Below are 22971 nucleotides of genomic sequence, written 5' to 3' on the forward strand. Positions count from 1 at the left end.
AGGCGACATCCCCATAACGCCTTTGACCCACTAGCCCCCATCGGGCACCATGCTTGTTCCTGAGGAGGAGACATTTATGGATGCGCAGGATCGCAATGCCCTAACCCCGGCTGAAATCGGCGCGGTGGCGCATTTGTATCGCGGCGAAGTCTATCGCAGTACGATTTGGCGGACCCGGCTCGACACAACCACCAATTGGGCCGTTGTCACCTTGGGCGTGGCCTTGTCGATTAGCTTTGCCTCCCCCGAGGCCTCCCCCCTACCTTTGGTCTTGGTCGGTGTGCTGATCATCCTGTTCCTGATGCTCGAGGCGCGGCGCTATCGGTATTTCAACGTCTGGCGAGCGCGGGCGCGATGGCTTGAGACGCATTTCTACGCTCCCATGCTCTATGACGGTGATCTGCATCTCGAGGAAGACTGGCAAAAGGTTCTCGCCGACGATTATATGAAGCCCACTTACCATGTGTCGGTTATGACGGCGGTAGGGCGGCGTATCCGGCGCAACTATCTCTGGATCTTGATTATCCAGTCCCTCGCCTTTGCCGGAAAGCTTACCGTTCACCCCACCGCCGCCACTAGCTTTGACGAAGCGGCGCGGCGTGCCGATATTGGCCCCATCCCCGGAGAGGCCATCATGGGTGTCGGGGTTATCTATCTTCTGACTTGGGCCGGTATTGCCTATTGGTCGTGGCAAGAAGACATTCACCGCGGTGAACAACGCGGGGCTGAGAAATCAGAGAGTATGGGATAAACCCCAACACAGGCAATTACTTGGTCCCATAGTAAAAAGTTTAAAGAGTGAGACGGTATGCAAAATAGATATGTTGGCGATATTGGCGACTATGTGAAATTTGGGCTCCTTCGTCGGCTCATCCCCAATCGCACATTGGGGGTCGCGTGGTATCTACACCCGGATGAAGGGCACAATAGCGACGGCGCGCATATCCGGTATCTCGAGCAATCCGAGACATGGCGTTCCTTTGACCCTGGCCTCTTTGACGCCTTGCAGCGTGTTGTTGCGTCAGGCCGATCCTTACGCGCCATCGAGAACAGCGGCCTATTAGAGGCGCAATTTCATTCTGACCCGTTGATTGCCCCCAAGGGCCCGGCGCAAAGATCGGGTTTTCGTACCCAATGGTTTGAGACCGTCCAGACACGGCTTAGCGCCTGCGACCTTGTGTTTGCTGATCCCGACAATGGCATTATCGATGACAAGCCGGATCGCAGACGGGACCACAAGCTGTCGAAACAAATACCGATTGGCGAAGTCCGCGCCCTTGCAAAGGATAGAACCGCCATCATCTACCACCACAACACGCGGTTTAAAGGCGGGCATGACGCCGAGGTCGATCACTGGATCGGTGAAATTGACCTCCCGACACTGGCTGTTCGGTCAACGGCCTATAACTGTCGCACCTTCTTTGTGGTCAATCCCGACGAAGAAACCGCCCGGCAGGTTCAATCTTTTTGTCAGGACTGGTCAGGAGCCAAGGTTCACCTACATGGCGACGGGCACAGGAAACAACAGTTCCGCTCAAACCCTCGTCCCACACGACCTATTTCTCCTAGGACCATTCCCATGACCAACACCACCGAAACCGGCCGCACGCTATCAGAAGAGCTTAACCCCGGCATGGAGGCCGCGCTTGAAGCACGCTATGGCCACTTGATCCCCGGCATGGCCGAAGGCGTGGTGGATTTCGCCTATGGCCGTCAATACGCACGCCCGGGTCTTCCCTTACGGGATCGCTATCTTGCCACCATTGCGGCGTTAACGGCCTTGGGCGGGCAAACTGCCCCCCAGCTCAAGGTTAATATCGCCGGTGGCCTCAAAGCTGGGCTTACCCAAGAAGAGATCGCAGAAACCATTTGGCAAATGTCGCTCTATGGGGGCTTTCCCGCCGCCATCAACGCCTTGAACGCCGCACTAGAGGTGTTTGACGATCATGGCTTATCCCCACCCAAGTAAGGTATACCCTCGGTATGGCATGCCAGACTATCGGTGACATCCCATCTCTCTAGGGTAAGGGGCAGACCACGCGCCCTCCTCTTACCCCGGAAAGCCTGTCACATGTCCCAACTATTCAAAACCGCCGCGCTTGCCTGCGCCTCATTTCTGATCTGTACAGAGGCCTATGCCGCCAAGCGGACCCCGATCAGCCGCAGCCAAGCCAACATGAACATTTTTGTATGTGGTCAGGTCCCCGGAAGCTTCCCTCTGGAAACCCTAAGCTCATCAGGCTGTTGTTTTGAAGATGATCAAAGCGACAAAACCTATTGCACCATGTGCAACAAAGAGACCCAAGACTGCGCCGAGTACGAGGCACGCGAAACCTCGCCCCGGACCCTAGGCAAACAGGTCTTACAGCAATCCAGCCCGGTAGTCGCGCCAACGCCCCCTAGCCCGCGTAAAAAGCAAAGCAACGCGCCCGCCATTGGCAGTACCAAGAAACCTTGACCAATCGCGCGTCACCAAGCGCCGCCCCTTAGTCGCGCCAGTAGTTATTCGCCTGCGCGACGGTCTGAAAGTTGGTCGCCACAACATGGGACACCTGTGTCAGACTATCGGCGTTATTGGCATAGTCGGGGCGCATGGCACTACGCGCTTCGTCATTGGGTTGGGTTTTCTTCACCGCCATCCGCGACAGTTTGATCGCAAGGTCATATCCCTCTTCTGGGGTGGCGGTAATCAATGTGGGTAGCCAAGACATCGGGCATTCCTTTGTACGGGGTTGGTTGAACTCTTTCACAGGCTTCTTGGTCTGCCCCCCGTTGTCAACCGGACCAATGCGCGTCACAAACGTGTGGTAAACTAAGGGGGCGACCTATGGCACATGATCATTCTTGCGGATCGGGCTGCGGCTGTGACCATCACGCGGACACTGGCCCACGTCCCGACGTTGCCCAAACCCCGCCCCCGTGGCGGCCCGCCCAACGAATCCGCGTTCTAAGCATCGCCATCTTTCGCCGCGGAGATCACATCCTTGCCGGTCCGGTCTATGACGACAACGGCCAAATCAAGGGTTGGCGCCCGCTTGGCGGCGGCATCGAATTTGGCGAACGCGCCATTGATGCGCTTGCCCGTGAACTCCAAGAAGAAACCGGCCAAGAAATCACCGACATTCACCACATCGGTGTCATGGAAAACCTCTTTACCCATCACGGGGAAACCGGCCATGAAATTGTGATGATCTACGCGGCGCGTTTTGCCAATCCCGACATATACAAAGCCGATCTCGTGGCCTTTGCCGAAGAAGACGGCATCGAAATGCACGCCAAATGGATTTCCCTGCCAAAAGCCTTGGCTGGACGCACGCAATTGTTCCCAACTGGCTTGGCCGAGCGTCTTCTTGCCAAGTAGAACGGGCAAAGCTGAGATCGCCTAGGTTTGCCCTACCGCAATCGGTGGTCGTCTTTGCGCGATCATTCCATTAGTTGCCGTTAAAACACAGGAAAATTTCGTACTTTTTTGCGCCCGTTTTAATTCCATCTCGCCCCTGATAGGCCGCAAGAAATTGTTTATATTATCAAGGTGTTTTCCGGATGAGACCTCAGATTGCAACCGCAACCACAACAGCATTGACCGCCGCTTTCCTGACGACTGCTGCGATGGCTGGCGATTTATCCCAAGTTACCACAGACCCTGTTCCCACCGCGCCTAGCACGGATTGGAGCGGCTTGTACGGTGGCTTAACCCTATCAAAAAGCACGGGATCGTATTTCGGCGACTTTAGCTCGGCTGGTACCCACTTCCCTGCTGAAGAAGGTGATCTTGACGGCGTGGGCTATGGTCTTTTGCTGGGTCACAACTGGCAAAAAGGCAAATTTGTTTATGGCGCAGAGCTGAGCCTGTCAGGACAAGATATCAACGGGTCAGAATCTTGCCCCAACGACAACTTCGACTGTAACGCCAAAATAGACCGCCTTGGATCGCTTCGGGTCCGAGCCGGTATGCTGATGGGTGAGAAGTCTTTGGCCTTTGCAACGCTTGGCTATGCGGCTGCTGATATTACAGCGTCGGCCAAAGGCCTTGGCCTCAAAGGTGAACATACCGAACGCTTCACAGGGTTCGTTTATGGGATTGGCATGGAACACGCCCTAAACCAGCGCTATTCCATTCGCGCCAGCGTCCTCAAACACGATTTCGGCTCCAAGGATCTGGAAGTTCTGGGGATCGCAGTTGACGATTTCAATGCCGATTTCACAACTTTGGAGTTGGGTTTTGTGATGCGTTTCTAAACGCATTAGCATTCCTTGTTTTAACGGCCCGCCCTTGCGGGCCGTTTGCGTTTCAAGCCCGGGTTCAGACCCGTGTGCATTGGGCTAGATCAATATTGCACTTCTGGTCGTTGCTGCCTATTAGAGCGCATGACCAGCACCCAGCATGACCGCCTCTTAATCATCGACTTTGGCTCTCAGGTGACGCAGTTGATTGCGCGCCGCCTGCGTGAGTTGAACGTCTATTGCGAAATCCACCCCTATCAGGCCGTGACCATGGATATGGTCCACGAGATGTCGCCCAAGGCGATCATCTTTTCCGGTGGCCCAGATAGCGTCACCCGCGACGGCAGCCCACGTGCCCCGCAGGAAATTTTTGACCTCGGTGTACCGATCCTTGGCATCTGTTATGGCCAGCAGGTCATGATGCATCAGCTCGGCGGCAAGGTCGAAAGCGGCCAAGGCACCGCCGAGTTTGGCCGCGCCTATGTGACCCCATCGGTGAAATCGCTTCCGCTTCTCGACGGTTGGTTCCAATCCGATCAGGATCGCGAACAGGTCTGGATGAGCCACGGCGACCACGTCAGCGAGCTGGCCCCCGGTTTTGAGGTTTATGGCACCTCGCCCAACGCGCCTTATGCGATCACCGCCGATATGGCGCGTAACTTCTATGCTGTGCAATTCCACCCCGAGGTACATCACACCCCCAACGGGGCCAAACTGTACGAAAACTTCGTCAAATTGGCTGGATTCGCTGGCGACTGGACAATGGGTGCCTACCGCGAAGAGATGATCGGCAAGCTCAAGGAACAGGTCGGCGACAAGAACGTCATCTGTGCCCTATCGGGCGGTGTTGATAGCTCGGTCGCGGCGGCGCTCCTGCACGAAGCCATCGGTGATCAGCTGACCTGTGTGTTTGTTGACCACGGGTTGCTGCGCAAGGATGAGGCCAAAGAAGTCGTAGGCATGTTCCGCGACAACATGAACCTATCCGTCATTCATGCCGATGAAAGCGATCTGTTTTTGGGTGAGCTGGACGGTCAGTCCGACCCCGAAACCAAGCGCAAAATTATCGGTAAACTGTTCATTGACGTGTTCCAGAAATACGCCGATGAAATCGACGGTGCCGAGTTCCTTGCCCAAGGGACGCTTTACCCCGATGTGATTGAATCGGTCTCCTTTTCCGGTGGTCCATCGGTGACAATCAAATCGCATCACAATGTAGGTGGCCTGCCTGAGAAGATGGGTCTGAAACTGGTCGAGCCGCTGCGCGAGCTTTTCAAGGACGAGGTCCGCGCCTTGGGTCACGAACTTGGCCTGCCCGCGTCCTTTATCGGTCGCCACCCCTTCCCCGGACCGGGTCTTGCCATTCGTTGCCCCGGTGAAATCACCCGCGAAAAGCTGGAAATCCTGCGCGAGGCGGATGCGATCTATATCGACCAGATCCGCAAGCACGGGCTTTATGATGACATCTGGCAAGCCTTCGTTGCCATCCTGCCGGTGCGTACCGTCGGTGTGATGGGCGATGGTCGCACCTATGACTACGCCTGTGCCCTGCGTGCGGTGACAAGCGTCGACGGTATGACGGCGGATTACTATCCGTTTAGCCACGAGTTCCTTGGTGAGACCGCGACCCGGATCATCAATGAGGTCAAGGGCATCAACCGCTGTACCTATGACATCACCTCCAAGCCTCCGGGCACGATTGAGTGGGAATAAGCCGCTTCATAATCAGGCTGGGCCTTATCGGGTCCGGCCTTTTTCTTGCGACCTTTGCGGCGGTGTCGATTTGGACCTTTGGTGATTTCTGGACGACCGAGGCCAAAGCGCCAAAAAGCGACGTTGTGTTTTGTCTTGGCTCGGGCATGGACCCATCAACAGGCAAGCTTGATCCATTTTCGCGACAACGAGCGAAAACATGTGCGCGCCTATTCGCACGTGGAAAGACCGACAAAATCATTTTCACCGGTGCCGGGCCGCGCGGAGCGACCGATGTTGCGACGCTCATGGCGCAGCTGGCGCAGCAAAACGGCGTCCCACCCGATGCGATCATCGTCGAACCAAACGCTCAGTCGACGCTCCAAAACGCTTTGTTTTCTCAGAAGCTTTCGATGAATGCGCACTCCGCCATTCTGGTCACCGACAGTTTTCATCTCCCAAGGAGTTGGATGTCGTTTTATTGGCTGGGCACACCTGACCTCACCCTCATCCCCAGCCGGTCTAAAAACCCCGCGGATCAGGTCATGCCGAAGGTGCCCATGCTAACCCGCGAAACTCTGGCGATATGGTTCAACGCGCTGCGCTTTCCCGTTTACTGGGCCGCCAAACAACTTAACGTTTCCAACGCTGTAGACATTTTATACTAGGAGAAACTCCATGACTGTCACCCTAGAGGGATACATCCAAGTGCCAGAGGATCGTTTGGACGATGTTCGGACCGCCTTGGTGGAGCACATCAAATTGACCCGCGCCGAACCCGGTTGTCTACGATTTGAGATTGTCGCCTCGCAAACCAAAATGGGCCGGTTTGATGTGTCCGAAGAGTTCCTGAACAAGGCCGCGTTTGAAGCCCATCAGGCGCGCGTGAAATCCTCTGATTGGGGGCGCATCACCCAAGGTATCCCGCGCGACTACGAAATTAGCGGCCTATAGCGCCAAATTCATAACGATCTTGCAGATTATGAATTTGCCTAAAGGTGCAGGATGTGAAAAACCGCGCCCAAACCTATAAAGGCAGACCCCATGACCAATGCATTGACCCGCGCCCTTGAAACCCGTGATTGGCTTTTGGCCGATGGGGCCACGGGCACCAATCTGTTCAATATGGGCCTGCAATCGGGTGATGCGCCTGAGTTTTGGAACGAGATTGAACAGGATAAAATTCGCGCGTTGTATCGCGGTGCTGTTGATGCCGGGTCCGATCTGTTTTTGACCAACTCCTTTGGGGCAAATGCGTCGCGTCTCAAGCTGCATGACGCCGGTCATCGCGCTTATGAACTTTCTAAACTGGCCGCTGAGTTGGGTCGCGAAATCGCCGACGCCTGCCCGCGTGACATCATTGTTGCCGGGTCCGTTGGCCCAACTGGCGAAATCATGGGTGAAGCGGGGTCGCTAAGCCATGAAAGCGCGGTTGAGATGTTCGAAGAAACCGCCAAAGGTTTGATCGATGGCGGGGCTGATGTGCTCTGGGTCGAGACGATCTCGGCCCCCGAAGAGTTCCGCGCCGCCGCCGAAGCCTTTGCCAATATCGACGCGCCTTGGTGTGGCACCATGAGTTTTGACACCGCTGGGCGCACCATGATGGGCGTGACCTCGGCCGATATGGTCAAACTGGTCGACAGCCTGCCCAACAAGCCGATTGCCTTTGGCGCGAACTGTGGGGTTGGGGCCTCTGACCTGTTGCGCACCATCAAAGGATTTGTTGCCCAAGGCACCGAAACACCGATCATTTCCAAGGGGAATGCCGGTATTCCGAAATACCACGACGGGCACATCCACTATGATGGCACGCCTGAACTGATGGGCGAATACGCTGTGCTTGCGCGCGATACTGGTGCCCGGATCATCGGTGGCTGCTGTGGCACCATGCCAAACCACCTCAAGGCCATGCGCGCTGCGCTTGAAAACACGCCCAAGGGCGATATCCCGACCCTCGAATTAATCGCCGAAAAGATGGGTGGATTCAGCTCAGAGAGCGATGGCACAGGTGAAGGTGGCGCGGCCCCTGCGCGGCGCAATCGCCGCCGCCGCGGTTAAGGCGATTTAAACCATGGCATGGGCAGGCTTTGGTCATGACCCATGTTCCAATCACCCAAAGACCAGAGGACTGGATACGTTCTGTCTTCTCTGCGCGCACCGCCGCAGAGGGCGGGATTGTACGACGTCAAAGCAAAGATATCGACAGGATCGTAGGACGTGACAGATTTCTGGCAGAATTGGACAGACGCGGGTTTCGCGCCGTCGAAAATGCCGGACAAACCGTCATCTTCTGCAATCGCGAGCCGGTCAAGCTTTTGCGCTAGCGTGCGGCAACCGGCATCCAAATTCCATCCATGGAATTTGCAAATTCCGTCGACGGAATTTGGTGCGCGCCGCTCAAAACAGGCTCATCTGGTCGCCGACTCGCAAGGGTGGCTGAAACAAGTCACACCGCAGGGCCGGCGTCTCGATCGCCAATCCCAGACGTCGTACCGCCGTGTGGAATCTCTGAGCGATCAACTCGGCGTAAACGCCCTGCCCGCGCATCCTCTTGTTCCATTGCGCCGAATACAGCTCTCCACCGTGCATATCGCGCAGATGGTTGAGGATGCGATTGGCCCGATCCGGATAGTGTTCGGCCAACCACTCTTGCCAAAGCGGGGCAACCTCAAGCGGCAGGCGCAGCATGATCCAGCTCGCCGCATCCGCCCCTGCATCGCGTCCGGCCGTCAGGATTGCCTCAAGCTCAGGATCGCTCAGCGCGGGCACCAGCGGGGCCGCCATCACCCGCACGGGCACCCCTGCCCCGGTCAGGCGCTCGATCATTTGCAAGCGCCGCTTAGGGCTTGGGGCACGCGGCTCCATCTTGCGACTCAGATCGGCATCCAAACTGGTGACCGACACGCCGACCCGTACCAAACCGCGCTCGGCCATACCCGCCAAGATATCCAAATCCCGTTCAATCAACGCGCCCTTGGTGACAATGGCGACGGGATGGTTGAAGGCCTGCAAAACCTCCAAACAGCGCCGCATAATCCCGCGATCCCGTTCAATCGGTTGATACGGGTCGGTGTTCGTTCCAATAGCAAGCGGCGCGACACTGTATTTCTTCGCCCGCAACTCACGCGCCAAAACCTCGGGCGCGTCAGGGCGCGCTATCAGTTTGGTTTCAAAATCCAGCCCCGGCGACAGGCCCAAATAGGCATGGGTCGGGCGCGCAAAGCAATAGATGCACCCGTGTTCACAGCCCCGATACGGATTCAACGTTCGATCAAACGGCAGGTCGGGCGAACGCACGTAGTTGATCACACTGCGCGGGGTTTCGTCGCGCACCTCTGTCCGAATGGCTGGCAACTCCTCGGGGATGTCCCAACCATCCGCCTCATCCACTTTGGCGAACCGCTCAAATCGCCCACAATCACGGCTCAGCGCGGCGCGACCTTTGCGGCGATCGGGGTCAACAGGGCGAAGCGAGTCAGTCATCGCGCCATAAGAACACAACAGGAACACACCGCGCAACCCAACACACAATTGCGCCAACACCGCCCTCAGGTCGCTGCCAGATTGCCCAATGTCGCAATTTGCCATTTGTCCTTTGGAAAAAATGAAGAATAGTCGCCTAAGATCACGTGCAGCCGCGACCTGCCAGCCTAAAGGAAACGCCCCATGTCCGACGAAGAAGACGACATCATCCTCTCCGAACTGAATGATGAAGAGCTGGTCCAACAGATGTTCGACGACCTCTATGACGGTCTCAAAGAAGAGATCGAAGAGGCCGTAAACATCCTATTGGAACGCAAATGGGAACCCTACCGCATCCTGACCGAAGCCTTGGTTGGCGGCATGACCATTGTTGGAGCAGACTTCCGCGATGGTATTTTGTTTGTCCCTGAGGTTCTTTTGGCGGCCAACGCAATGAAGGGCGGCATGGCCATCCTGAAACCGCTATTGGCGGAAACAGGCGCGCCACGCATGGGCAAAATGGTGATCGGCACGGTCAAAGGCGACATCCACGACATCGGCAAGAACCTTGTGTCGATGATGATGGAAGGTGCGGGTTTTGAGGTTGTCGATCTTGGCATCAACAACGCCGTCGATGCCTATATCGACGCGATCAAAGCCGAAGAAGCCGACATTTTGGGCATGTCCGCTCTGCTGACCACAACCATGCCGTACATGAAGGTCGTCATCGACACGATGGTCGAAATGGGCATCCGCGAAGACTATGTTGTTTTGGTCGGCGGCGCACCGCTGAACGAAGAATTCGGCAAAGCCATTGGCGCAGATTCCTATTGCCGCGATGCCGCCGTTGCCGTGGAAACCGCCAAGGAATACATGGCCCGCAAGCACAACCAATTGGCCGCCGGGTAACACCGCGCCGATCCTTGCGATTCTGTTTTGAGACCCCGGCTTTAGCTGGGGTCTTTTAACACAGGGCACGATATTATATATTGTAGAGAGTGGGAGATTTTGATGCCCTTAGATAAATTCGTTTTGATTGTGTTTTGTTGTTTGGCTGGCACTGCGGCGACCTTCTGGCTGACCTCTCTGATTTTTGCCGCAATTGCTGTGCCCTATGGCTGGCTCGCGCTTATTCCCGCCGGTTTGGTGGGGTATATCATTTACAAAGTGATCCAAGAACGTCTTCGCAATGCGGATGACGATCATTATGACAAAATGGAGTATTGAGTGTGCTGATCATTACATCGGAAAATGTGGCAGGCTACAAAACGGTGGCGACTTTGGGCATGGTGCGCGGCGCCACCGTGCGCGCCAAACATGTGGGAACGGACATCGTTGCCGCTCTCAAATCCATCGTCGGAGGTGAGCTGGGCGGGTATTCTTCGCTGATGGCCGGTGCCCGTGAACAAGCCTTGGATCGCATGGTCGAAGATGCGGAGCGTTTGGGCGCAAACGCCATTGTTTCTATGCGGTTGCAAACTTCGGCGATCGCCAAAGGGGCCTCTGAAATCGTCGCCTATGGCACCGCTGTCAAAATCGTACCGATGGACGACAACCAATAATAATACCCTCTGAAAAATTGGCCTTTTTCTTTACGGTTTCATGCGACATACTGACAAGGAAGAGGAGAGTCGAATGCCAGTAACATCCTTTGCGCTTTTGTTAGTCACGGTGATTGCCGCTGCTGCTGTAACTGTCATGGCGATGTCGACTTGGGGTGCTCTGAACGTTTTGCCTGTTCTTCTCGTATTCGCGCTATTGGCCCGTTGGGGACTGGCGCATGTGTCCCATGACGACACCCACCGCCCCTAACGATACCACCCTAACCGCCGACGGTTTGGCCCCTTCCGGCGACGGGCAAGTGTTGCTTTTGGCCTGCGGGGCCTTGGCGCGTGAAATTCTTGATCTCAAAAAACGCAATGGCTGGGATCACCTTGATCTGACCTGCCTTCCTGCGATTTTGCATGTCCACCCTGACCGCATCACCGACGCGGTGCGCGAGGCCGTTGCCAAACATCGCGACTGCTATTCGAAAATTTACGTGGTCTATGCCGATTGCGGCACCGGTGGGCTGTTGCAAGCCGCTTGTCAGGAGCTTGGCGTTGAGATGGTGCAAGGCCCGCATTGCTATGCGTTCTTCGATGGGGTTCAGGCGTTTGAAGATCGCGGCGAAGTGACCTCGTTCTTCCTTACCGACTTTCTGGTTCGCCAGTTTGATAGTTTTGTATGGAAACCCCTGGGCTTAGATCGCCACCCAGAACTTTTGCCGATGTATTTCGGAAATTACGAAAAACTCGTCTATCTCGCCCAAACTGATGCCCCAGACCTGCACGCCCTTGCCCAACAACACGCGGAGCGAATGGGGTTGCAATTCGAGCACCGCCAAACCGGCTACGGGGATCTTGAGACCACCCTAAAAGACTGGGCCCAAAAATAGCCGACATCCCAGTTTTAGAGAGGGATCAGCTTTTTGAAACCTTTTGATCAATGTCAGCGTCGCGCAGAATGCAGAGTTTGCATAGCAAATCTTTTGTCCCGGTGGTTCATCAAATCAAAGTCCAATGCCTTATAAAAACTGGCCACTCGTGAACGTCTAGATTTTTCATGGGGTTAGATTGTGACATTCTATTTGATGCTTGAGATCAGCGATACCCACCTTTGGCATAGTGCATTTTGAGCAAAGAGAGGGAATAGACAGCAGATCGGCGGAAGGCCTGTCCATCTTCTGAAACTTACGCGATCTTGGACCCCCAACCACTTTGCGCGCAGTCTTGCAGTCCGCTCGAAAGAGGCTGAAATCGCATACTGTCATCAGGGTTAAGATGCAGGCAGATGTCATCGTCTCGCCCTGCCGGTCTGGAATATTGCGATGGCAAGCTGGGACCACTTGTCAGACCGGCATCACTAGGACGGACACATCACCACTTCTGCAACCGTACGTCGTAAATCGTCGAGCGAGACCGGCTTTGACATATGGCTATTCATTCCGTGAGCCAAGCAAGACTTCTTGTCGCTTTCCAAGGAATGCGCTGTCAATCCAACGATATGACAGGGAGCCCAATCGTTTTTCCGTTCAAGCCTTCGGATTTCTCGTGTTGCGTCTAACCCATTCATAATTGGCATGCTGACATCCATGAAAATGAGGCGTGGTCGGTAGGTTTCAAAAGCTGCAACAGCTTTTTCTCCGTCCTTGGCTTCGATTTGTTTGTGTCCCATGCGGTTTATGATTATTTTCAGCAGCTTGAGGTTGGTTGCATTGTCATCCACAATCAAAATATCAGCGGTGTCCCGGTGGCTCGTTTCGGTCACATTCTGTCTCTCTGAGGCGATTGAGAGATCGGTTGAAACACGCCCCATGTTGGGGGTTTCCCCACCTTCTGAATCCCTGTCTATTGCATCGGGGCTATCAGATAGAAAGCAATTCAAAAGCCGGATTGTCCCCACTGGTTTAGGTAGGGTCACGTCCCAACGATTGTCTTGAAATTCATTGAGTTGTGAACTCGAAATTTGACACAACTGTATCAGTTTCGAAGACTTTGAACGTGGATGCTTGCGAAGCTTGTCGGCAAGATCGTTTAGAGGGATATCGGACAGGTTGTCGTTGACAAGAACAACGTCAAACGAAATGGCTGATTTTGATGGGGTGTCAAGTAGCTCAATCGCACCGGATCCCGTCGTTACGGAAACGACGTTACAGCGCCAGGATCGCAACTTTTCCTCATTGATTTCAACGCTTTTCTCGTTTGCGTCGATAAGAAGAACGTTCTTTTCACTGTCGTCTTGGGGCAATTGAATTGGTAGTGAGGCACCGCGGTCCTTCGCCCTCTTTAACGGAACTTTGAAAGAAAACGTTGATCCTTGACCTTCTTGCGATTCAACCCAGATCTCACCCTGCATTAGCTCTACAAGCCCTTTGCTTATAGAAAGCCCAAGGCCTGTGCCCACATGAGGGCGGGTAAGTGAACTATCCGCCTGAGTGAACTTTTCAAAGATCTCATTGAGTTTTAACGCGGGGATTCCACAACCTGTGTCGTGAACATCAACTTGAATGACAAATCCGCCGTCGCTGTCTTGTACGTTGTGGAGGTCAATGAAGATATTGCCGTTTTGTGTGAACTTCACGGCATTCCCAACAAGATTGGTCACAACCTGTTTTAACCGGGGCAAATCACCAACCGCCAGTTGGGGTAGATCGGTGCCAACGCGTGTCAAAATCTCGACACCTGATTTTGACGCCTGCGCCGCCAGGAGCTTGGCCGGGTCGTCGATCAGATCGCAAAGCAAAAAGGGTTCGGCCCGCAGATTGAGGTGCCCACTGTCTATTTTTGAGTAGTCGAGGATGTCATTGATAATGGAAAGCAGGCTCCGACCTGACGACTGAATGACATCCAAAAGGCCGCGTTGATGACTGTCTAATTCGCTTTCCGCCAAGAGGTCAGACATCCCAAGAACACCATTCATCGGCGTTCGAATTTCGTGACTCATCGTTGCAACGAACTCAGACTTGGCTTTGTCAGCGGCTTGGGCTTGTTCTAACGCGCGCCGAAGTTCATCATTCTTTGATTGCACCTTTCGTTCCGCCTCGACGATAACCGTCGCGTCCGCAAAAATCCCTCGATAGCCAATAAAGCGATCAGAGTGAAATTGCGGTCGACCTTTCATCAAAATCCATCGCGTTTGTTGCAAGTCAGGATCGGTAAGCGCAATCCGAATGTCGTGAAATTCCATTTGTTCGCAGAACGCGTGATCAAGCCGGTTAATATCCTCATCGGACACGGTATCCGCCCCGTCAGAGAGAAGCGTCGCCAAGGACGCGCCCCGTTTGTTCTTGACGCCAAGAAGCTTCAAAACGGGCTCAGGACATCGAACAATGTTGCCCTTTGCATCTGTCTGCCACAACCACTGTGTTGCCTGCTCCTCATAGTCTTTGAGCAGAAGTTCGATGACTTCACTCTTTTCGCTGAGTTCTTCGTGGTTTTTAAATGCTTCGATCGTGGATTTTCCGCGTTCCACCACCACATTTAAGAGGCTTGCTCCGGCTGCAACACATAGAAATGACACCAAAAAATCAGCAGACGAACCGGTCACCATCCCGGTGAAAAACGCGACAAGGCTGTTGAAGATCGTTTGAATCGCGAGGTAAACAAATGCGGCAGATGGTGCGAGTGAAAACCCCACAGTCCCAAGAGCAAGTGACCCCGCCATAATGGTCGTCACAATCGCCTTTTGGTCCCCCTCGGCGACGGGAAAGAAAAGCGCCATGCCAAGCGCCCAGAACGACGAATTGACAAAAGTTTGAGCAACAAAGCGGCGCATGTCGCGCGCGCTCCCATCTGTTTTGTATTCGCGACGCCACACCCAAAAAAGTGACCAGGAAAAAATCAAAATGGACACGGTCCAGGCAATGACCAACCCATTAACCCCACTGTTCCACACCTGAAGTGACAGAGCCGGTGCAAAAAAAGTGTTGCACAGCAGCATGATGCGCATTTGCTCAATGGTGCCGCGGATCTGTTGACGTCTAAGCCGCTTCGCAACATCTTCGGAAAACTGTTGCGGTCGTAAATCAGCACCAGGGATTTTTGCCAAAATATCTAAAAATGGCGTTCTGGGTTCAGTCACAGGCCTCTGCCCCTGTTTGAGCTTGAATTTACGCAAGGTACAGCAAACCCGTTAACACACTCAAAACCCGAAGCTTCTGTTTGAGGGGTACCAAGGATTGTTTCGACAAACTTCGGTAGATCTAAGAAAGCCTTAGGGTTGAGCTCACTTGGCTAAAAAGACCCGCAAATTGCGTGATGACGACCTCTAATGCGAGGTCAACCAATCGTCTTACTGTTGCGGAGGCCACGTCACAGGGGCTCTTCGCGAAGGTTGCCAGAGTTCTACACACGAAACCCACCACAAAGGATGGATATCACTCACAATACCGAGGTCCAAAAACACGGCCGCTTTGGCGGTTTTAAGGGCCCCGCTTGGGTGGCCTAGGCAATCAAGTTGCAGTAGTCGGAAAGCGAGAATCGCCATGGCACACGTCCGCTTGAGACTGACGGCGGTTCTTTAATGCCCGGGTTCAAGGCGCAGGTTGAACACGTGACTCGCCCCAACTTTAACCACTTATTTTTTCGCGTTTTCCATCAAGACCGTGGACACGGGGACGATGGAGATTGAGGCGTTTTTGTCTTGCAAGCCCCACTGGATCAACCCGGAAATGGTGTTTGCGTGCAAACGCCCCAGCATGACAACCGAGCCGTCTTGTTTGGCGCGGAACACGGCCTGATCCAAGGCGCGTCGCACGGCGGCGGCGTCTTGTTTGTCACGATCCATGTCGCGGAATAGGCTAGCCGAGGGCACACCGGCTTTGGCCGCCAATTGCTGGGCGGTGTTCAATCCTTTGGGCATCATGACCAAGCCATGGCCGCTTTCAGCGAGAAAAGCAGTAGTTTGATCCGAAACGGCGCGGCTGGATTGCACGCCGCCATTTGGGTCTTCGAGAACGGCAATCGCCTCGGGGACGGCTTGCAAAGTGCCGCTCAGCGTCACTTCGACATCCGAGGGTTGGGCACCCACCGGGATATCGGCCATCGCCAGAACTTCAAACCCGAGTTTGCGATAGGCCGCTGCGGTTTTTGCAGCCTCTGGGTGGGATGGAGGAATCGCAATGCTGACCTGAAGTGGCAAGGTTTTCAACGCCTCGGGGCCCCAAGTATCGACCTTATCGTCAATCAAAATCACCGCAATCTGCGGTTGGCCCTCGGCTGGGGTGGTTTTGGGTGTCGCTGCGAACTGGATCAAAGGAGAGGTTTGCGCTAGCGGCTTATCGACCTCAGGCGCATCATCTCCACCCAAACGAGGCAAGCGTGACGTTGTTATACCGCTATCACGGTTCAACAAGGATCCGGCAGGTTTGCCAATTGATGGGCGGCTGGCGGCCGCTTCGGGTTCTGGTTCAACCACCGCAATCTGTGCCGGTTCTGGCCTCGGTTCAGGCTCAGGGTCTTGCGTGTCCGCCACAGGTTCCGGGATCGGCTCTTGCTCCGGTTTCACCTCTGCAACGGTTTCGGGGGCCTCTTGGGGGTCGTCCTCAACTGCGTCCTCTACAACGTCTGCCTCAATTGCAGGGACAAGATCGCCCTCCCCTTCCTCTGGCAACAAAGCGGTTTCTTCGGTTGGAACGGCGGGGGCCGGTGGCTGGGCCGGGTCTGTAGAAATATCCAACGAGGTTTCTGGCTTGGGCGCACCAGGAATATCGGCCTGTGCAATGGCCTGAACAGGGCCATCCGTCCCGACGCTCACTTGTGCGGCCTCTGAACTTGGTTCGGCCCCGGATAGCGCGGCGGGGGCGTCACCAATTACCGGCTGTTCAGGTGAGGCTGTGTCGGCCCCAACCGCAAACGGTGCTTCGGGGGCGTCCAAGGCTCCACCCGGTGCTTGAGGCGTCTCAAACGCAGTTTCCGGAGTTGGGCGCCGCCCCGGTTTTGCCGGATCAACGGTTTCGGGTGCGGCGGCGACCTCTGTTGGCTCCGCCTTCTCAGCATCTAAGGTTGATGGCTCTGGCGCATCTATTGCGACGTCGGCTGTATCAGGTGTTTGCGCCGGCTCTGGCTTGGCAGGCATAGCTTCTGGTGCTTGTGGAACAGGATCAGCAGGCGCAGCTTCGCTCATCTCTGGGGCCGATACCGGGGCAACAGGCGCATCATTGGCCGGTTTTAAACCGTCCTTGAGCGGCCCGGTCGCCACCGAAAGCGCCCCAACAGCCGCACCACAAATCACCACACCCCAGATTGATCCGCTCAAAAAGCCCCGTGCCATGTGCCGTTCCTCACCCGTTCTTTGCCCATTGCGTGCTATATCGCACTTGTCCTGAGAGACCCGCGCCCCTTGACGCCGGTCTGACTGCCTGTGCATGTATACCGCGACCAAGCGGCCCGCCGCCACCCATAACAGCGTAGACCCATGCTTCTTCTGATAGATAACTATGACAGCTTTACCTACAACCTTGTTCACTACTTGGGCGAATTGGGCGCTGATGTCGTTGTTCACCGCAATGACGCGCTAAACGTGCAAGAGGCGATGGCGCTGAAACCGTCGTCCATTCTGCTGTCGCCCGGCCCCTGTGATCCCGATCAGGCGGGCATTTGTCTGGCCCTGACCGAGGCCGCCGCCGAAACCCGCACCCCGTTGATGGGCGTGTGTTTGGGGCATCAAACCATTGGTCAGGCTTTTGGCGGCACGGTTGTGCGCCACGACGAAATCGTTCACGGCAAAATGGGTGAGATCAAGCACGAAGGCAAAGGTGTCTTCAAAGGCCTGCCCTCGCCGCTTCTTGGCACACGCTATCATTCCTTGGTGGTGCGCCGCGATGATTTGCCCTCCTGTCTTCAGGTCACAGCCGAGCTGGAAGATGGCACCATCATGGGGCTGCAACACGAAAGCCTGCCGATCCAAGGCGTGCAATTCCACCCGGAATCGATCCGCTCGGAACATGGGCACGCGATGCTGCAAAATTTTCTTGATCTGACAAAGGAACCAGCATGAGCGATCTGCTGAAACCGCTGATTGGCGCCGCCGCTGATCGCCCGTTGACCCGTGATGAAGCCGAACAAGCCTTTACCGTTTTGTTCGAAGGTGACGCCACCCCGGCCCAGATTGCCGGCCTGTTGATGGCGTTGCGCACCCGTGGCGAAACCGTTGATGAATATTCCGCCGCCGCCGCCGTGATGCGCGCAAAATGCAACGCGGTTAAGGCCCCCAGTGGCGCGATGGACATTGTCGGCACCGGCGGGGACGGCAAAGGCACGTTGAACATTTCCACCGCCACCGCCTTTGTTGTGGCGGGTGCCGGCCAGGTTGTCGCCAAACACGGCAATCGCAACCTGTCATCGAAATCCGGGGCCGCCGATGCGCTTGGTCAGATGGGCATCAACGTCATGATCGGCGCGGATGTTGTTGAAAAGGCGCTGGCCGATGTCGGCATCTGTTTCATGATGGCCCCGATGCACCACCCGGCGATGAAGCATGTCATGCCGGTGCGTATGGAGCTTGGCACGCGCACGATTTTCAACATCCTCGGGCCGTTGACCAACCCGGCGGGTGCGAAACGTCAATTGACCGGGGCCTTTACCCGCGATTTGATCCGCCCGATGGCCGAAACTCTGGGTCAGCTTGGCTCGGAACGCGCGTGGTTGGTGCACGGCTCCGATGGTACGGATGAGCTGGCGATCTCCGGGATCAGCTGGGTCGCCGCCCTCGAAGAGGATGGTAGTATTCACGAAGCAGAACTGCACCCCGAAGACGCAGGCCTGCCGCTCCATCCGTTCGAAGACATCCTTGGCGGCACACCAGAGGACAACGCCGTTGCCTTCCGTGCCTTGTTGGACGGAGAACATTCGGCTTACCGCGATGCGGTTTTGCTAAATTCGGCGGCGGCATTGACCGTGGCGGGCAAGGCGGCTGACTTGCGGGTTGGTGTCGAAATGGCGCGCGAAAGCATCGACAGCGGCGCGGCCAAAGCCAAGATCGAAGCCCTGGCCAAAGCGACACAAGCCGCCTGATCCTCGCTAGGAACTTCGGATTTCACAAAAGAGGAGATCAGCATGTCTTTGACAGGTCCAACAGCTTGGGCTGATCTCCCATTCTTTGCCGATGATTTGCCCGAAATCGCGCGCAAGCTTGACCAAGATGCGCGAGACATCCTTCCGCCCCGACACCAAGTTTTTGCTGCGCTTGAAGCCTGCCGCCCTGAGGATGTCAAAGTGGTGATCCTTGGCCAAGACCCCTACCCGACCCCCGGCCACGCCCATGGATTGGCTTTTTCGGTGGAACCGGGTGTGAAGCTCCCCCGCAGTTTGACCAATATCTACAAAGAAATGGTCGAGGATTTGGGCAGTGCCCCGATCACCGGCGATTTGCGCGGCTGGGCGACCCAAGGGGTTTTGCTTTTGAACACTGCGCTGACCGTTCCCGCCGGTGAGGCCAACGGCCACAAGAAACTCGGCTGGGCCAAATTGACCGAGCAGGTCTTGACCCGCCTCTGCGAAAGCCCGCGCGCTTTTGTGCTTTGGGGTGGCCACGCCCAAGGCTTTGCGCCGCATATCACCGGCGATCAACACCTGATATTGAAAACCGCACATCCCTCGCCGCTTTCGGCCCGGCGCGGCTTTTTCGGCTCCCGCCCCTTTTCCAAGGTCAACGACTGGCTTAAAGCCAATGGAAACACTGAGATTAACTGGACATCCTCATGAGCACGACCATTCTTGACAAGATCAAAGCCTACAAGCTTGAAGAAGTGGCCGCCGACAAAGCGTCCCGTTCCCTAGCCGAGGTCGAGGCCGCCGCGCGCGAGGCATCACCGGTGCGTGGCTTTGCCGACCGTTTGTTTGCCGCCGAAAAAACCGGCTATGGTCTGATTTCCGAAGTCAAGAAAGCCTCCCCTTCCAAAGGGTTGATCCGCGCCGATTTCGAACCGGCCAAATTGGCCAAAGCCTATGAGGACGGCGGCGCGACTTGCCTGTCCGTGTTGACCGACACGCCGAGCTTTCAAGGCGCAAAAGAGTTTTTGGTCGCCGCACGCGAAGCCACCAACATGCCCGCCCTGCGCAAAGATTTCATGTATGATACCTATCAGGTCGCAGAGGCGCGCGCGCTTGGGGCCGATTGCATCTTGATCATCATGGCAAGCGTGTCGGACGCCCAAGCCCAAGAGCTTGAAGATGCTGCCTTTTCATGGGGTATGGATGCCTTGATCGAAACCCATGATGCGCCAGAAATGGAACGCGCCCTGCGGTTGAAATCCAAGCTGATCGGGGTGAACAACCGCAACCTTAAAACCTTTGAGACCACCTTGGATACCACCCGCGATTTGGCCAAAATGGTGCCATCTGACCGGATGCTGATATCGGAATCCGGGTTAAACACGCCCAAGGACCTTGCCGATATGGCCGCCCATGGCGCGCGGACCTTCCTCATCGGTGAAAGCCTGATGCGCAAGGACGACGTGCGCGCCGCCACCCGAACTCTGCTGGCCAACCCGGTTTCTGCGTAAATAAGGACATGACATGAGCGACCTGACCCATTTCAACGAAGACGGCCATGCCCATATGGTCGACGTGTCCGACAAAGCCGTCACATCGCGAGTTGCGACGGCTGAGGGCTGGGTCAAGATGGCCCCAGAGACCTTTGCATTGATCACCGAAGGACGCGCCAAAAAGGGCGACGTAATCGGCGTGGCGCGTTTGGCGGGCATCATGGGCGCCAAGAAAACCCCCGACTTGATCCCGCTTTGCCACCCCTTGCCCGTCACCAAAGTTTCGGTCGACCTGACCCAAGACCCCGATCTTCCCGGCTTGCGGATTGAGGCGACGGTCAAGACCACCGGCCAAACCGGCGTCGAAATGGAAGCGTTGACGGCCGTCTCGATCGCCGCGCTAACGGTCTATGATATGGTCAAAGCGGTGGACAAAGCCATGGAGATCGGCGGCACCCGCGTCATCTTGAAAGATGGCGGAAAGTCAGGACGTTACGAGGCATCATGAACAAAGGTCGGTCCCTTGAGTTGTATTTCGTTGACGGTCGCCCCGATGGGATGTTGACCGCCGAAGTGTTCAATTGGACCGGCCATGTATTGCGTATTCCTAAAATCCGTTTGCCGGATGGATTGCGTCGCCCAGAAGCCAAGCAGACCGGCGTTTACGTGTTGCTTGGACAAGATGAGACAGGCGCGCTTGCCTATATCGGCGAGGCCGAAAACATGGCCGACCGTCTACGCCAGCATGCCAGCCAAAAAGAGTGGTGGGACGAGGCCGTATTGGTGACAACGGCCGGTGATGGGCTTCACAAAGCGCATGTCAAATACCTCGAAAGCCGTTTGGTTGAGATCGCCAAAGATGCAGGTGTGATGCGGCTGGAAAACGGCAACATCCCCCCCAAGGCAAGCCTGAACGAAGCTGCCACGGCCAACATGGAAAGCTTTTTGGACACGCTACACATGGTGCTTCCGGCCATTCGTGTGGATATGTTTCAGACGAGAACCCGTCAGAATCTGATACTCGACGCCTCCAAGTCCATCGGGCAAAATGACAATCCTACAACGTTCTATTTCACTGTAAAAAGAAACGATCTTTCAGCAAGCGCTGTAGTCGCTGGTGACGAGTTCATACTCCAAAAAGGGTCTAGAGTTCGTTCACAGTGGGCTGGTGATCGCAAACAGAATACGCACTACTGGAAACTTCACGATGAATTGGTAGCCAAAGGCACAATTCGATTGACCAACGGACAAGCGATACTGGCTGAGAATGTCGCTTTCTCCAGCCCTTCCGCTGCTGCGGCTATTGTAGCGGGCCGTTCCTCCAACGGTCGGACATCTTGGAAAACCCAAGGCGGCAAAACCTACGCCGAATGGGAAGAAGAACAACTTGAAAAGGTCGATGAATGATCTCCGTATCCCAAGCGCTTGACCATCTTTTTGCCCTCGCCAAACCCTTGGCCTCTGAAGAGGTGCCTTTGATCCAAGCCGCCGGGCGGGTGATGGTCAAACCGGTACAGGCGCGGCGTGATCAACCGCCTTTTGCCGCCTCGGCGATGGACGGATACGGCACGATAAATCCTGAGGAGGGTCAAAAGCTCAAGGTCGTAGGGGAGGCCGCGGCCGGACACCGGTTTGACGGCGATATCCCCGCTGGGTCCTGCATTCGTATCTTTACCGGCGCGCCGGTGCCCGACGCCGTCACGCATGTCACCATACAGGAAAACGTCACCCGCGAGGGCGATCACATTGTGGTTAACGACTTGGGCTCGGGTGACAACATCCGCCCCGCCGGCGGCGACTTTCGCGATGGTCAAACCGTTGGCGCGCCGCGGCGTTTGACCGCCAATGACGTCGCGCTTTTGGCAGCGATGAATGTCCCGACCGTCACCGTAGCCAAGCAACCCAAGGTCGCGCTGATTTCCACCGGAGACGAACTTGTCATGCCCGGTGAAAACCCCGGCCCGGATCAAATCATCGCCTCCAACACTTTTGGCCTTCATGCCATGTTGCGCGACCTTGGGGCCCTGCCCCGTTTGTTGCCCATTGCCCGCGATACCGAAGCCTCCCTGCGCACCGTATTTGATCTTGTGGATGATGCTGATCTGGTGATCACCATTGGCGGCGCGTCGGTTGGCGATCATGATCTTGTCGCCAAAGTCGCTGGTGATCTTGGCATGGAGCGCGCGTTCTACAAAGTCGCCATGCGTCCCGGAAAACCGTTGATGTCCGGTCGCTTAGGCGATGCGATGATGATGGGGCTTCCGGGCAATCCGGTTTCGGCGATGGTCTGTGGGCACATATTTGTCGCCCCGGTCATTCGCGCCTTGATGGGTCTTGCCCGCTCCGCCGCGCCGCGTTTCCAAACCACCCTCGCCGCCCCTATCGCCGAAAATGGCCCGCGCGAACATTATATGCGCGCCGAGGTGTCCCCGAACGGTTTGACCGCGTTTGAGAAACAGGATTCGAGCTTGCTCAGCGTTTTGGGTGCCTCCAACGCATTGCTTGTGCGCGCGCCCAATGACCCCGCGCGCGTAGTGGGTGAAAAAGTGGACTACATCCCGCTCTAA

Annotated in this window: 26 protein-coding genes; 22 read left to right on the plus strand and 4 right to left on the minus strand. The window is 55.8% G+C overall.

Annotated elements, in window-relative coordinates; genetic code table 11:
* The first annotated feature begins 49 nt into the window (after positions 1–49).
* The 3 genes from Q1A43_RS04680 to Q1A43_RS04690 all read left to right on the plus strand — a co-directional run bounded on the left by Q1A43_RS04680 (position 50) and on the right by Q1A43_RS04690 (position 2458).
* Positions 50–751: a DUF2270 domain-containing protein gene (locus Q1A43_RS04680; protein WP_299933044.1), complete on the plus strand. Its 702-nt coding sequence runs from the start codon at positions 50–52 to the stop codon at positions 749–751.
* Between the two features lie 57 nt (positions 752–808).
* Positions 809–1969 carry a carboxymuconolactone decarboxylase family protein gene (locus tag Q1A43_RS22480; protein WP_366944229.1) on the plus strand — a complete coding sequence of 387 codons (1161 nt, stop codon included), beginning with the start codon at positions 809–811 and terminating at the stop codon, positions 1967–1969.
* A 102-nt stretch (positions 1970–2071) separates the two neighbouring features.
* Complete coding sequence (locus Q1A43_RS04690) at positions 2072–2458, plus strand: hypothetical protein (RefSeq protein WP_299933047.1); 387 nt, start codon at positions 2072–2074, stop codon at positions 2456–2458.
* 28 nt (positions 2459–2486) lie between these two features.
* Here the strand turns inward: Q1A43_RS04690 and Q1A43_RS04695 are convergent, their stop codons facing one another.
* Positions 2487–2711 (minus strand): hexameric tyrosine-coordinated heme protein, encoded by a 225-nt coding sequence (locus Q1A43_RS04695; protein WP_299924706.1) that lies wholly within the window; start codon positions 2709–2711, stop codon positions 2487–2489.
* Positions 2712–2827: 116 nt separating this feature from the next.
* On the opposite strand from Q1A43_RS04695, the gene Q1A43_RS04700 reads away from it, so the two are divergent.
* The 7 genes from Q1A43_RS04700 (at position 2828) to Q1A43_RS04730 (ending at position 8240) form a co-directional block, all read left to right on the plus strand.
* Positions 2828–3361: an NUDIX hydrolase gene (locus tag Q1A43_RS04700; RefSeq protein ID WP_299933050.1), complete on the plus strand. Its 534-nt coding sequence runs from the start codon at positions 2828–2830 to the stop codon at positions 3359–3361.
* Between the two features lie 182 nt (positions 3362–3543).
* The gene (locus Q1A43_RS04705; RefSeq protein WP_299933053.1) at positions 3544–4239 is read left to right on the plus strand and encodes an outer membrane beta-barrel protein; all 696 of its coding nucleotides are present in this window, start codon (positions 3544–3546) and stop codon (positions 4237–4239) included.
* A gap of 129 nt (positions 4240–4368) precedes the next feature.
* Positions 4369–5937, plus strand: coding sequence for a glutamine-hydrolyzing GMP synthase (gene guaA, locus Q1A43_RS04710; RefSeq protein ID WP_299933056.1), 1569 nt, complete (start codon positions 4369–4371; stop codon positions 5935–5937).
* 62 nt (positions 5938–5999) lie between these two features.
* Entirely contained in the window at positions 6000–6584 is a 585-nt protein-coding gene (locus Q1A43_RS04715) for a YdcF family protein (protein ID WP_299933059.1), read from the plus strand.
* Positions 6585–6594: 10 nt separating this feature from the next.
* Positions 6595–6870, plus strand: coding sequence for an antibiotic biosynthesis monooxygenase (locus tag Q1A43_RS04720; protein ID WP_299933062.1), 276 nt, complete (start codon positions 6595–6597; stop codon positions 6868–6870).
* 90 nt (positions 6871–6960) lie between these two features.
* The gene (gene bmt / locus Q1A43_RS04725) at positions 6961–7974 is read left to right on the plus strand and encodes a betaine--homocysteine S-methyltransferase (RefSeq protein WP_299924722.1); all 1014 of its coding nucleotides are present in this window, start codon (positions 6961–6963) and stop codon (positions 7972–7974) included.
* Between the two features lie 35 nt (positions 7975–8009).
* Positions 8010–8240, plus strand: coding sequence for an N-(5'-phosphoribosyl)anthranilate isomerase (locus Q1A43_RS04730; protein WP_299933065.1), 231 nt, complete (start codon positions 8010–8012; stop codon positions 8238–8240).
* Positions 8241–8313: 73 nt separating this feature from the next.
* Here Q1A43_RS04730 and Q1A43_RS04735 read toward each other — a convergent pair whose 3' ends face one another.
* The gene (locus Q1A43_RS04735) at positions 8314–9399 is read right to left on the minus strand and encodes a PA0069 family radical SAM protein (RefSeq protein ID WP_299933515.1); all 1086 of its coding nucleotides are present in this window, start codon (positions 9397–9399) and stop codon (positions 8314–8316) included.
* A gap of 183 nt (positions 9400–9582) precedes the next feature.
* On the opposite strand from Q1A43_RS04735, the gene Q1A43_RS04740 reads away from it, so the two are divergent.
* From Q1A43_RS04740 to Q1A43_RS04760, 5 genes are all read left to right on the plus strand, one after another.
* Complete coding sequence (locus Q1A43_RS04740) at positions 9583–10287, plus strand: B12-binding domain-containing protein (protein WP_299933068.1); 705 nt, start codon at positions 9583–9585, stop codon at positions 10285–10287.
* 102 nt (positions 10288–10389) lie between these two features.
* Entirely contained in the window at positions 10390–10605 is a 216-nt protein-coding gene (locus Q1A43_RS04745) for a hypothetical protein (protein ID WP_299933071.1), read from the plus strand.
* 2 nt (positions 10606–10607) lie between these two features.
* A complete protein-coding gene (locus Q1A43_RS04750) occupies positions 10608–10940 on the plus strand; it encodes a YbjQ family protein (RefSeq protein WP_299933073.1) in 333 nt (110 codons plus the stop codon).
* A 73-nt stretch (positions 10941–11013) separates the two neighbouring features.
* A complete protein-coding gene (locus Q1A43_RS04755; RefSeq protein ID WP_299924737.1) occupies positions 11014–11190 on the plus strand; it encodes a hypothetical protein in 177 nt (58 codons plus the stop codon).
* Positions 11168–11815 carry a DUF1638 domain-containing protein gene (locus Q1A43_RS04760; RefSeq protein ID WP_299933075.1) on the plus strand — a complete coding sequence of 216 codons (648 nt, stop codon included), beginning with the start codon at positions 11168–11170 and terminating at the stop codon, positions 11813–11815. The genes Q1A43_RS04755 and Q1A43_RS04760 overlap by 23 nt, the downstream gene beginning before the upstream one ends.
* Positions 11816–12282: 467 nt before the next feature.
* On the opposite strand, the gene Q1A43_RS04765 is transcribed toward Q1A43_RS04760, so the two are convergent.
* On the minus strand, positions 12283–15000 hold the full coding sequence (locus Q1A43_RS04765; RefSeq protein WP_299933077.1) for an ATP-binding protein: 2718 nt from the start codon (positions 14998–15000) through the stop codon (positions 12283–12285).
* A 495-nt stretch (positions 15001–15495) separates the two neighbouring features.
* Positions 15496–17190 (minus strand): divergent polysaccharide deacetylase family protein, encoded by a 1695-nt coding sequence (locus Q1A43_RS04770; RefSeq protein WP_299933080.1) that lies wholly within the window; start codon positions 17188–17190, stop codon positions 15496–15498.
* 144 nt (positions 17191–17334) lie between these two features.
* Between Q1A43_RS04770 and Q1A43_RS04775 the strand changes: the two genes are divergently transcribed.
* The 7 genes from Q1A43_RS04775 to Q1A43_RS04805 are packed head-to-tail and all read left to right on the plus strand — an operon-like array spanning position 17335 to position 22971.
* Positions 17335–17916 carry an aminodeoxychorismate/anthranilate synthase component II gene (locus tag Q1A43_RS04775; protein WP_299933083.1) on the plus strand — a complete coding sequence of 194 codons (582 nt, stop codon included), beginning with the start codon at positions 17335–17337 and terminating at the stop codon, positions 17914–17916.
* Positions 17913–18932, plus strand: coding sequence for an anthranilate phosphoribosyltransferase (trpD, locus tag Q1A43_RS04780; protein WP_299933086.1), 1020 nt, complete (start codon positions 17913–17915; stop codon positions 18930–18932). The genes Q1A43_RS04775 and trpD overlap by 4 nt, the downstream gene beginning before the upstream one ends.
* Positions 18933–18974: 42 nt before the next feature.
* The gene (locus Q1A43_RS04785) at positions 18975–19622 is read left to right on the plus strand and encodes a uracil-DNA glycosylase (RefSeq protein ID WP_299933088.1); all 648 of its coding nucleotides are present in this window, start codon (positions 18975–18977) and stop codon (positions 19620–19622) included.
* Complete coding sequence (trpC, locus tag Q1A43_RS04790; RefSeq protein WP_299933090.1) at positions 19619–20422, plus strand: indole-3-glycerol phosphate synthase TrpC; 804 nt, start codon at positions 19619–19621, stop codon at positions 20420–20422. Before Q1A43_RS04785 ends, trpC begins: the two co-directional genes overlap by 4 nt.
* 13 nt (positions 20423–20435) lie before the next feature.
* On the plus strand, positions 20436–20912 hold the full coding sequence (gene moaC, locus Q1A43_RS04795) for a cyclic pyranopterin monophosphate synthase MoaC (protein WP_299933092.1): 477 nt from the start codon (positions 20436–20438) through the stop codon (positions 20910–20912).
* On the plus strand, positions 20909–21811 hold the full coding sequence (locus tag Q1A43_RS04800) for a GIY-YIG nuclease family protein (protein WP_299933094.1): 903 nt from the start codon (positions 20909–20911) through the stop codon (positions 21809–21811). The genes moaC and Q1A43_RS04800 overlap by 4 nt, the downstream gene beginning before the upstream one ends.
* Complete coding sequence (locus tag Q1A43_RS04805) at positions 21808–22971, plus strand: molybdopterin molybdotransferase MoeA (RefSeq protein ID WP_299933096.1); 1164 nt, start codon at positions 21808–21810, stop codon at positions 22969–22971. Before Q1A43_RS04800 ends, Q1A43_RS04805 begins: the two co-directional genes overlap by 4 nt.

Origin of the sequence: uncultured Pelagimonas sp. (genome assembly GCF_947498515.1) — a bacterium.
GTDB lineage: Bacteria > Pseudomonadota > Alphaproteobacteria > Rhodobacterales > Rhodobacteraceae > Pelagimonas.